This window comes from Kitasatospora sp. NPDC056783 (genome assembly GCF_042789895.1).
Taxonomy (GTDB): Bacteria; Actinomycetota; Actinomycetes; order Streptomycetales; family Streptomycetaceae; genus Kitasatospora.
Window position 1 is genome coordinate 22,007 of record NZ_JBHUAF010000053.1, and the last position, 10,512, is coordinate 32,518.

Annotated in this window: 10 protein-coding genes; 7 read left to right on the plus strand and 3 right to left on the minus strand. The window is 74.2% G+C overall.

The window, feature by feature from the left end:
* The first annotated feature begins 379 nt into the window (after window positions 1-379).
* Both ACFRMQ_RS11295 and ACFRMQ_RS11300 read left to right on the plus strand, forming a co-directional pair.
* Entirely contained in the window at window positions 380-2,020 is a 1,641-nt protein-coding gene (locus tag ACFRMQ_RS11295) for an RDD family protein (protein ID WP_380729427.1), read from the plus strand.
* Between the two features lie 88 nt (window positions 2,021-2,108).
* The gene (locus ACFRMQ_RS11300) at window positions 2,109-2,852 is read left to right on the plus strand and encodes an RDD family protein (protein ID WP_380729429.1); all 744 of its coding nucleotides are present in this window, start codon (window positions 2,109-2,111) and stop codon (window positions 2,850-2,852) included.
* Window positions 2,853-2,888: 36 nt separating this feature from the next.
* On the opposite strand, the gene ACFRMQ_RS11305 is transcribed toward ACFRMQ_RS11300, so the two are convergent.
* Window positions 2,889-3,209, minus strand: a complete 321-nt coding sequence (locus ACFRMQ_RS11305; protein WP_380729431.1) for a hypothetical protein — start codon at window positions 3,207-3,209, stop codon at window positions 2,889-2,891.
* A 219-nt stretch (window positions 3,210-3,428) separates the two neighbouring features.
* On the opposite strand from ACFRMQ_RS11305, the gene ACFRMQ_RS11310 reads away from it, so the two are divergent.
* From ACFRMQ_RS11310 to mycP, 4 genes are all read left to right on the plus strand, one after another.
* Window positions 3,429-4,145, plus strand: a complete 717-nt coding sequence (locus ACFRMQ_RS11310; protein WP_380729433.1) for an endonuclease V — start codon at window positions 3,429-3,431, stop codon at window positions 4,143-4,145.
* Between the two features lie 99 nt (window positions 4,146-4,244).
* The gene (locus tag ACFRMQ_RS11315) at window positions 4,245-4,694 is read left to right on the plus strand and encodes a hypothetical protein (protein ID WP_380729435.1); all 450 of its coding nucleotides are present in this window, start codon (window positions 4,245-4,247) and stop codon (window positions 4,692-4,694) included.
* 113 nt (window positions 4,695-4,807) lie between these two features.
* On the plus strand, window positions 4,808-6,172 hold the full coding sequence (locus tag ACFRMQ_RS11320; protein ID WP_380729437.1) for a hypothetical protein: 1,365 nt from the start codon (window positions 4,808-4,810) through the stop codon (window positions 6,170-6,172).
* A 204-nt stretch (window positions 6,173-6,376) separates the two neighbouring features.
* Window positions 6,377-7,516, plus strand: coding sequence for a type VII secretion-associated serine protease mycosin (gene mycP, locus ACFRMQ_RS11325; protein WP_380729439.1), 1,140 nt, complete (start codon window positions 6,377-6,379; stop codon window positions 7,514-7,516).
* Here mycP and ACFRMQ_RS11330 read toward each other — a convergent pair.
* Window positions 7,510-8,124, minus strand: a complete 615-nt coding sequence (locus ACFRMQ_RS11330; RefSeq protein WP_380729441.1) for a GNAT family N-acetyltransferase — start codon at window positions 8,122-8,124, stop codon at window positions 7,510-7,512. The two genes, mycP and ACFRMQ_RS11330, sit on opposite strands and share 7 nt — an antisense overlap.
* 261 nt (window positions 8,125-8,385) lie before the next feature.
* A complete protein-coding gene (locus ACFRMQ_RS11335; protein ID WP_380729443.1) occupies window positions 8,386-8,826 on the minus strand; it encodes a hypothetical protein in 441 nt (146 codons plus the stop codon).
* 304 nt (window positions 8,827-9,130) lie between these two features.
* Here ACFRMQ_RS11335 and ACFRMQ_RS11340 point away from each other — a divergent pair, with 304 nt between their 5' ends.
* The gene (locus ACFRMQ_RS11340; protein WP_380729445.1) at window positions 9,131-10,261 is read left to right on the plus strand and encodes a cation diffusion facilitator family transporter; all 1,131 of its coding nucleotides are present in this window, start codon (window positions 9,131-9,133) and stop codon (window positions 10,259-10,261) included.
* The last annotated feature ends 251 nt before the right edge of the window (window positions 10,262-10,512 follow it).

Here is a 10,512-nt window from a genome sequence, read left to right on the forward strand (position 1 = left end):
TCCGGGCCCTGTGACCTTGGAGAGGGCGGTCCGCACCGGCTCTTACACACGTTTCCGGGATTTCTCCGGGAAATTTGGTGAGCGGTGGTGAGCAGTGGTGAACGGCGGACGGCGGGGCGCGCGAGAATGCGCCGCGCGCCGGGTTCCCTACCGTGAGCGACCCTTCGCTGTCCGGGGAATCGCGAACTTTCCGTTCGGGCTCCGGTGAGGTACTACCCTTTGTGACTGCCCGGCGACTGTCCGCCCATCGGCGGTGCCCCCCACGCCTGCCGAGTTCCGGGCGCGCGCCGGGCCGTGCGCGCTGGGTGGATGCGTCCGTGGTGGTCGGGCCGACCGGCCGTGCCGCCCTCGTCAGGACCTGCCAGGAAAGAAGACCCCCATGACGGACCGTCCCTTCGCCGCCGCCGGCGACCCGGCCGTCGCGCCCGAGCCGGGCTACTACCCCGACCCCTCGATCCCCGGCTTCGTCCGGTACTGGGGCGGCTCGGCCTGGGTGCCCGGCACCAGCCGGCCCGCGCCGGCCTCGGGAGAGGTGCTGGAGCCGCCCCGGTACGCGACCAGGCGGCCCGCCCCGGACGGGCCGCCTGCGCGACCGGTGCCGCCGCCGGTGGCGGACGTGGTGCCGGTGACGGGCGTGGTGGCGGCGGTGGACGCGGTGCTGACGGAGGTGCCGGAGGCGGTGGCGGGCGGGCCGCCGGCGGGTGGCGGTGACACCGGGCCGGTGTACTTCGACCAGACCACCGGCGGGGCCTCCTTCGTGCTCGGGCCGCGGGTGGCGGAGGTGATCGGCGGACCGGTGTTCCGGACGGTGGAGGCGGCTGGGCCGCTGCCGGGCTTCGCCGGGGTCGAGGGGCCGGGGGCCGAGGTGGGACCGGCCCGGGCCCCGGCTCCGGTCCTGGCCCCGGCTCCGGCCCTGGCCTCGGACCCGGCTCCGGCCATGGGGTCGGCCCTGGCTCCGGCTCCGGACCCGGTGCCGGCTCCGCTGCCCGGGGAGTCCGGATGGCAGGCCGATCCGCGGGCCCAGCGGGGCCTGATGGAGACGGGCGATGCGCCGCGCTGGGTCTCCTGGGGGGTGCTTCCGGAGGCGCCCGATGCGCAGGAGGGGCGTGCGGGGCCCGAGCATGCTCCGGCTGCCGTGGAACCGGCCGCCGGCGCGGGTGCCGACGCTGCTGTCGGAGCGCCCGCCGTGGCGACGGCGGTGCGGGACACCCGGGTGCGGGAGGCCCCGCTCCGGGAGGTTCCGGTGCCGGAAGCCCCGGTGCCGGCCGTCCTCGCCTCCGGTCCGGTGCCGGTGATGGGCCGGGAAACCGCTCCGGGCCGGGCCCCGGCCTCGGCCCCGATGCCGGCCGTCCTGCGGCCCACGGCGGCGGCCGTCGCCGCGCCCGCCGCTCCGCTGCCCGCCGTGCGGGCGGTCCGGGAGACCGCCGTCCAGCCCCGGCCGTCCGCCCCCGCCCGTGCCCCAGCCCCCGCCCGTGCCCCAGCCCCCGCCCGCGCGGCCTCCCGGACCGCCCGGGCGACCGCGGCCGTCAGCCCGGCCGGACTGGGCCGACGACTGGCGGCGCGGGCGGTGGACACCGCCGTCCTGCTGGTGGTCGCGGTCGCGGCCGGGATCCCGCTCAGCCGCTCGGTGACCGACCACCTCCAGCAGAAGGTCGACCAGGCCCGGATGACCAGCGCGCTCACCCGGCGTCAGATCCAGGTCTGGCTGGTGGACGACGTGGTGCTGGGCAAGACCGCCGTGCTGATCGGCATCCTGCTGTTCGTCAGCCTGCTCTACGAGGTGCTGCCGATCGCGCGCACCGGGCAGACCTTCGGCAAGCGGCTCGCCCGGATCCGGGTGGTGGACGCCGCAGCCCCGGCGGCCCGGACCAGGCCGAGCCTCGGCCGCTCGCTGCTCCGGTGGGCCGTCCGGCAACTGGGTGCGGCACTGCTGCTCGGACTGGTCTGGCCGGTCTTCGACCGCAGGGCCCGGCGGGGCTGGCAGGACCACGCGGCCCGGACCCGAGTGGTGCGGGACTGAAGCCCCGTCGGCCCGCGAGCACCAGGGCGGGAGCAAAACGGACGAAATGTCCCGAGTCGAGAGAATATGTGATGTTCTACTCGGTGGCATGAGCACCCACGACCCCTCAGGCCCCCAGCCGGAGGGGGGCGGCAAGCCCTCCTTCGACAAGCAGCCCCCGCAGCCGGGCGGCGGCACGCCGGAAGGCGAGCCGTCGGGCCCGACCCCGTCCGACCGGCCGTCCGAGGGCCCCGGCGCCTACCCGGGCAGCTACGGCGGAACCCCGTACGGCGGGCCGCCCCCCGGCGGGACCCCGTACGGCCAGTACCCCTCCGGTCAGTCCCCGTACGACCAGCCCCCGCCCGGCCACGGCACCGGCTACGGCCCCGGCGCGTACGGCACCCCCGGCGCCGGGCCCGTCCCCGGCATGCCGCCGATCGGCACCTGGCCCAAGCGGATCCTCGCCCGGCTGATCGACTACGTCCTGGTGCAGATCGTCGGCGTGGTCATCGTGGGACCTTTCAGCGACCTCAGCACCCGCAACGGCTCGACCGAGGCGTTCTGGCTCGGCTGCCTCATCTACCTCCTCTACGAGGCCCTGATGCTCAGCCGGGACGGCCAGACCCTCGGCAAGAAGGCGATGAAGATCCGCGTCGCCATGCTCGCCGACGGGAACAAGCCCACCCAGTCCGCCGCCTGGACCCGCGCCGCCGTCTTCATCCTCCCGGCCGTGCTCTGCTGCGCCGCGCTCTGGTGGATCGTCGACGGGTTCTTCGGCGTCTTCGACCGGCCCTACCGGCAGTGCCTGCACGACAAGGCCGCGAAGACCGTGGTGGTCACCACGGAGGTCTGAGCGGCGGCGCGGGACGCTCCTTCGCCCGGCGGCGGATCAGCGCTGCCGGGCGTACGCCTGTCCGGGAGCGGTGGTCGGGGCGGTGGTCGGAGTGGTGGTGGGGGCGGCGGCAGTGGCGGCCGCGGCGGGGCGGGATGCCTCGGATGAGCCCGTGGGGCCCGGCTCCGCGGCGGCGGCCCGGGCCGAGGCGGCGGACATCGAGAACACCGTCACCACGGTGCCGAGCACCAGCGCGAACACCACCAGCACCGCGACCGCCGGCACGCCCGAGGCGCCCGAGACGGCCAGCAGTGCCACCGTGGTGGCGACGACGGTGCCCGAACCGAGGCAGGCCTGGGCGGCGGATGGGCGCGGCATGGCGGGGGGTCCTTCGCGCGTCGGGGGGAAACGGGCGGGAGTGGTGCCGGTTCCAGCGGCCCTGCCCCGCAAGGGAGTCGGGCTCTGTCCAGGCTAGACCCCGGAACCGGGAGCACGGGGGGCGCACGGGCTCACCGCGGGGTCGTCCGCCCCGGTCGGTACGGTGAACCGGCACCTGACGGCAGCACGCACCAGCACACACCCGGGGGAACCACCACCATGCCCATCCCCGCCGACTGGCCCACCACCGAGGCCGAGGCGCTCGCCGAACAACGGCGGCTGCGCCCACTGGTCCAGGCCCACGACGACGAACCGGGCCCCGGCGGCCCCGCCGTCGGCGAACTGATCGCCGGCGTGGACGTCGCGTACGACGACGACCGCGACCTCGTCGCCGCCGCGGCCGTCCTGCTCGACCGGGACACCCTGGACGTGGTCGAACAGGCCACCGCCGTCGGCCGGATCGCCTTCCCGTACGTCCCCGGACTGCTGGCCTTCCGCGAACTCCCCGCCGTACTCGACGCGTTGGCCGCACTCACCCACACCCCCGACACCGTCGTCTGCGACGGCTACGGCCTCGCCCACCCCCGCCGCCTCGGCCTCGCCAGCCACCTCGGCGTCCTCACCGGACTGCGCACCCTCGGCGTCGCCAAGACCCCCTTCACCTTCGACCACCACGAACCCGCCGCGCCGCGCGGCTCCTGGACCCCGCTCACCGACCCCGCCACCGGCGAGGAAGTCGGCCGCGCGGTACGGACCAGGGACGGCGTCAAGCCCGTCTTCGTCTCCGTCGGCCACCGGACCGGCCTCGACACCGCCGTCCGCACCACCCTCGACCTCGCCCGCCACTACCGCCTCCCCGAGACCACCCGGCACGCCGACTCACTCTGCCGACGAGCCCTCGCCGACGCCCAGCGCGCCGGGACGACCGCGAACTGACCCTGCCCCGGGCGGGATTCGGACCCCGTGTGTTAGACATGAGACACCGGGGCCCGGCCCCGGCCGCCAGGGACGGACGCACGGGGGAGGCGCCGACACATGGGAGCAGGGAGCACGGGTACCGGGTCCACCGGTGGGACCGGGCAGGGCTACCGCATCGAGATCGAACAGCTCCGCACCTTCGCCGGCCAGGTACGGGTGCTGCTCGCCGACTTCCAGAAGCACGCCGACGGCACCGACGCGCACGGCCGCAGCGGCATCGGCAAGTCCGCCTTCGGGACCTTCGCCGAGGCCACCGAGATCCACGGCCGCTACGGCACCATGCGGGACGCCCTGCGCGACGTCCTCAACCAGCTCCAGGAAGCCGTGAACGACGCCCAGCTGAAGGCCGACCTCACCGCCACCAACTACGAGGAGCAGGACCAGCACACCGCCTCGAAGCTCAAGCTCGGCGACGACGGCTGGTCCGTCGCGGACCCCTCCGCCACCAGCCAGGCCGCGGCCCGCCAGAACCTCACCCCGTCCGCCCGCGGCAACGCCACCCTCTAGCCGCCGCCGTCCCGGAACCGAACGGAGGCCGACCAGCCGTGGTCTACACCGACTTCACCAAGTACAGCCACGCCCAACTCCGCACGATGGCGCAAGCCCTCGACCCCGGCGCCGTGATGGCCGCCGGCGACCCCTGGCGCAAGGCCGCGGACACCCTCAAGCAGATCCGCCAGACCCTCACCAACGCCAGCACCGAAACCGCCACCACCTGGGAAGGCACCACCAGCGACGCCTTCCACACCCGCATGCTCGCCCTCGCCGCCAGCATCAACAACGCCGCCGCCTACGCCAACGACGCGGCCAACACCCTCCACAACACCTCCGAAGCCATGGCCAAGGCCAAACGCGAGATGCCCGAGGAACCCGGCAACTGGGACCAGATCAAGGACACCGTCGGCGACGCCCTCTTCGGCGACGACGACGAACACATCCCCATCGCCGACCGCAAGAAGGCCGAAGCGGCCGCCGTCATGCAAACCCTCGCCATGCACTACCGCGTCGCCACCCCGGCCCTGAAGCCCCCGCCGCCCTACGACCCGAAGAAGCCGCCGGTGAATCCCGGGGGGCGGGACGACTTCAAGGACCAGACCTCCGCCGATCCGGGTTCGTTCGCCGCGGTGGGCGGCATGATGACCGGGATGGGTGTCGGCAACCTGAACTCGGTCGGGGGGAGCTTCGGCAAGTCCGCGGGCATTCCGGTGGAGCCCCGGAGCCGCGGCATGGTCAAGGGCGGCGTCGCTCCCAAGTCGTCGACGGCCCCACGGGACACATCGCTTCCATCGGAACCGGGGATCAAGGGCGGGGTGGCCACGGCTCCGGCGAAGCCCAGTGCGGCCAACTACGGTGCGGGAACCGCTGTGGACGGCGTGAGCGCCAACTCGAAGCCGCTGACGGGCGGGCCGTCGCCGGCCGCTGTCACAGGCACACCAGCCCCTGCGGCCGCCGGGCCGCAGACCAGCGCCGGCCCCGCATGGCTCGGGTCCGGAAGGGGTGAGTCGGCGCCTGGCCCTACCGACGGCGGACGGGACAAGCACGCCCTCGTCGAGCGAGGGGTGACCGCCCGAAGTGACCAGCGGGTAAGCCCGGGTGAAGTCCGCGGTGGCTCCGGACGGGGCGCCGATGGCATCCACGGTGGCAGCCCAGGCACCGTCGGCCCCGGAAGCGGCCGGTCGGGAGGCCCCGTAGTCGGTGCCGGGGAGCGATCGGCAGTCGGGGGCAAACCCTCGGTAGGTGAAGCGACCCCGGGCGGCCGGAGGGCCTACACCGAAGGCGGTTCCGGTCTGGGGCAGCGCAACCGGCTCCGGGCGGAGCCGACCGGCGCCTCCGGAACGTCCGCTGGGGCTGTGGCCCCGTTCAGCGGAACTCACGGGGCGGCGGCCAAGGACAAGGAGAAGGCCCGGAAGCGGCCGGACTACCTCGTGGAGGACGAGGAGACCTGGGCGTCGGGGGAGCCCGCCCAGCCGGACGTGGTGGAATGACCCTGGTTCTTCCGTGGACCAGGTGATTCGATCGGGGCCCTCGTGGTTCGTGGACCACAAGGGCTTCCACTGCGCTGAGTGGGGTGACCGGCCTTGGGAGACTGGCGGCTTCGGTGTGGGGCGGCTGCGCTGACAGTTCTCGGCCTGGTCACTGTGACCGGGGCGGGACCGGCGTGGGCGGACGGCACTCGTGACGGGCAATGGGTGCTGGCCGGGTACCAGGCCGACAGTCTGCTGTGGCCGACGTCGCAGGGCGATGGGGTCGTCGTGGCCGTCATCGACAGCGGCGTCATGAAGGACCATCAGGACCTGGCCGGGCAGGTGCTGCCCGGTGCCGACTTCACTGGAGAGGGCAGTGACGGCACGGTCGACAAGGACGGCCATGGCACCGGGATGGCGAGCCTCATCGCAGGCCATGGCCATGGCGACAAGGCGGGCATCATGGGCTTGGCGCCGAGAGCCAAGATCCTGCCGGTCCGGGTGAGCTGGACTCCGGCGGACACCGTGGCGCAGAGCGGTCTGGCCAAGGGGATCCGGTTCGCCGTGGACCGCGGTGCCAAGGTGGTCAACATGTCCATCGGTGGTTACTCGGGGACTGACCAGGAGACCAGACAGGCGGTGAAGTACGCCGTCGACCACGATGTGGTCCTCGTCGCTTCCAGTGGAAACAGCGGTCAGCAGGCAGCGTCCGTCGAGTACCCGGCCGCCTTTCCGGGCGTGGTGGCGGTTGGCGCGGTCGACCGGCAGGGACGTCCGTGGGAGAAGTCGACGTTCGGGCCGGAGACCACGCTGGTGGCTCCCGGCGTGGAGATCAACCGGGCGAGTGCGAAGTCCTCGGCGGGCTACGGGGTCGCGAACGGCACCTCGGACTCGACTGCTTACGTATCCGCCACTGCGGCGCTGATCAGGGCGAAGTACCCGAACCTGTCGGCCGGGCAGGTGGTCAACCGGATGATCAAGTCGGCCACTCCTCCGACCGATGGGTCCCCGGTGCCGAGTGACCGTTACGGGTACGGGGTTCTCGCGCCGGCGAAGGCGTTGGAGGCGAATCCCTCTGTGGACAACGGGCCGAGGGAGAACCCGTTGTCCGGGCGGAGGGAGTCGCAGGGTGCACCTCCCGGGGACGATCCGACGGATGGGGTGTCCGAGGAGACTGTCGCCCCGGGAGCGGATGGTGGCGGAGCCGGTGGGAACGGGATGGGGGTCGTCGCGGGAGCGGTGGCCGGCGGGGCCGTGCTGGTGATCGGCGTGGTGGTTGCGCTGGTCGCCCGGGCGCGGCGTCGGCGGCGGGGGGTGGCAGGGCAGGGGTACGGGCAGCCGCCGTACGGGGGGCCGTATCAGTGAGTGGCGAGCCATTCGTCGCGTAGGGCGGCCATGGTGAGGACGTCCCAGTAGCGGCCGTCCCAGTGGTGGGCCTGGCGGGCGCGGCCTTCGAGGGTGAAGCCGCAGTTGCGGTAGGTGTGGGCGGCCCGTTCGTTGTACTCGAAGACTTCGAGGTGGACGCGGTTGAGGCGGATGGTCTCGAAGGCGTGGCGCAGGACCAGGAGGGTGGTTTCGGTGCCGATGCCGCGGTCGGTGTTGCCCGGGGTGAGGGCGATCCGGTAGCCGGCGGAGGAGTTGTCGGGGTCGAGGTCGTTGAGGACGGTCTCGCCGAGGAAGCGGCCGGTGGCGGGTTCCTCGATGGCGAGGTCGAGGCGGTCGGGTTGTTGGGCGCGGGTGGCGCACCAGTGGTGGATCTGTTCGCGGGTGAAGGTGGCGCGGGTGCCGGTGAGGCGGTTGGTGGCTTCGTCGGCGCAGGACTCCCACATCGGGGCGGTGTGCCGTGCGGCGAGGGGGACGAGCCGGACGGTGGGGCCGTGCAGGGTGGGTTTCACGGCGAGGGCCGCGAGGTCGGCCGGGGCGGTGGAGTCGGCGGGTGTCAGGGAGTCGGGGGTCGGGGAGTCGGGGGTCATGGCGCTCAGGATCGAGGGTCGGTTTCCGGTTCGCCAGGCATTTTTTCGTTCCGGCGGACGGCGTGCGGGCGCGCACCGAGCTGGAGCGCGCGCGGTGTAGGGGGCGCGTGGTGGAGGAGTGCGCCGGGTGGTCGCGTCGGGGCGAGGGGCGAGTGACAGCACCTGGCCGGTGTGACCGACGTGACCGACGCGGCCGATGTGACCGGCGTGACCGGCGAGCGGGCGGTCTGAGGCCGTCGCGGGGCGGGCCGGGGCGCGGGGTCACCAGCCGGAGGCCTCGCGCAGCATGGTGCGGCGCAGCCGGCCGGCCACGCTGGCGGCGTCGGTGCCGATGACGTCGGCGATCTCGGGGGCGGCGAGGCCGACGACGTAGTGCAGGATCGCCAGGTCGTCGTCGGCCGGGTGGCGGTCCGGGTCGGCGGTCACCTGCCGGCTGTGTTCGGCGACGGTGCCGCGCAGGATCTCCCAGGCGTGCGCGGTGGGGTTGGAGCTGCCCATCAACTCCCGCCAGTGCACCGCGATTTCCGCGAAGGCCTGCTGGACGGCGGTGGCCGCGGTGCTGTGCTCGGTCAGCCACACGCGCGCGTAGCTGAGGTACCGGGGGCGGTGGAGTTCGCAGAACGCGGTGAACTCCAGTGGTACGTCCGCCGGCTCGCCGGGCCCCGGGGGCGGCTCGGCGGGACTCTGGTGACGGTTGGTCATCTCGGCTTCTCGGCAAGGGAGATGGGTTTCTGACGGTCGATCATCTGTGCTCACTCTACGGTAGGCCCTCGGTGCGCTGGGTGACCAATCCGATGGAATGCCCGGAACCTGTCGCCGCCGGTCCGGTTCCCGTGACGACCGGGTGCGGGACGGCGGCGGGGCGGCTGGGCGGCGGCCGGCCGGGGGCCGGGCGGGGCAGTGCTGCGCAGTGGCGGGGGAGACGTAGTTGCGAGCGCGTCGCAGCTGGTCAGAGGGTGTAGGACGGCAATGGCTGCAAGGCGGTTGATGTGCCACCGTAGGGCTTATGGAGGCTGACGTCCACGCCCAGGGCGCGAACCCGCGCCCGCACAACCACCCGCACAACCGCGCTCGTGATCGCGTCGAAGATCACCACGGACGAGGGCACGGCCATCACCACGGTGACGGCCACGCGCACGGGTGGGGCCACGGGCACCCCGGTTCCGGTTCCGCGGCCCTGCGCCACCGTGCCGCCCACGCCCTGCGCCACCGCCTCGCCCACGCCCTGCGCCCGCACTCGCACGACGCGGCGGACCGGGTGGACCGGGCCATGGAGGCCTCCGCCGAGGGGCTGCGCACCCTGTGGACCTCGCTCGCGGTGCTCGGCGCCACCGCGCTGCTCCAGGCCGCCATCGTGGCCCTCTCCGGCTCGGTGGCACTGCTCGGCGACACCGTGCACAACGCGGCCGACGCGCTGACCGCCGTCCCGCTCGGGATCGCCTTCCTGCTCGGCCGCCGGGCCGCGAACCGCCGCTACACCTACGGCTACGGGCGGGCCGAGGACCTGGCCGGGGTGGCGATCGTGCTGACCGTGGCGGCCTCGGCGGTGTTCACCGCGGTGACCGCGGCGGACCGGCTGCTGCACCCCCGGCCGGTGGACCACCTGGTGGCGGTGGCCGCCGCCGCGCTGGTCGGCTGCCTGGGCAACGAGTGGGTGGCCCGCTACCGGATCCGCACCGGCCGCCGGATCGGCTCGGCGGCGCTGGTCGCGGACGGCGTGCACGCCAGGACCGACGGGCTGACCTCGCTCGCGGTGCTGGTCGGTGCGGCCGGGGCCGGGCTCGGCCTGCGCTGGGCGGACCCGCTGGTCGGCCTGCTGATCACGGCGGCGATCCTCTGGGTGCTGCGCGGCTCGGTGCGCGAGGTGGGCCGGCGGCTGATGGACGGGGTGGACCCGGGCCTGGTGGACGCCGCCGAGGAGGCGCTGCGCGCGGTGGACGGCGTGCGCGGGGTGGGCGCGCTGCGGATGCGGTGGATCGGGCACTCGCTGCGCGCCGAGGCGGACGTGGTGGTGGACGGCGAGCTCACCGTGGTGGCCGCGCACCGGGTGGCCGAGGCGGCGGAGCAGGCGCTGATCCGGGCGGTCCCGCGCCTGCTGGCCGCCACCGTGCACGTCGACCACGCCCCGGTGGCCTGAACGGGGCCGGCCGCGACGGAGCCGGCCCGGTCGGGATGGTCCGACCGGGAGCCCGCACACGAGGGCCCGCACAGGACCGGCCGGGGCGCGATGGCGGCCGGAGCGGTCGTGCGTCAGGAGGTCGTCCGGGCCTCCGTGGGGGAGATCCGGTCGACGGCGGTGTCCCGCTCGATCTGGGTCGGGAAGGTTTCGACGGCCCGCCGCCGGGCCGCCTGCGCCGCCGCGGCAGCCGCGGCCGCAGCCGCCGCAGC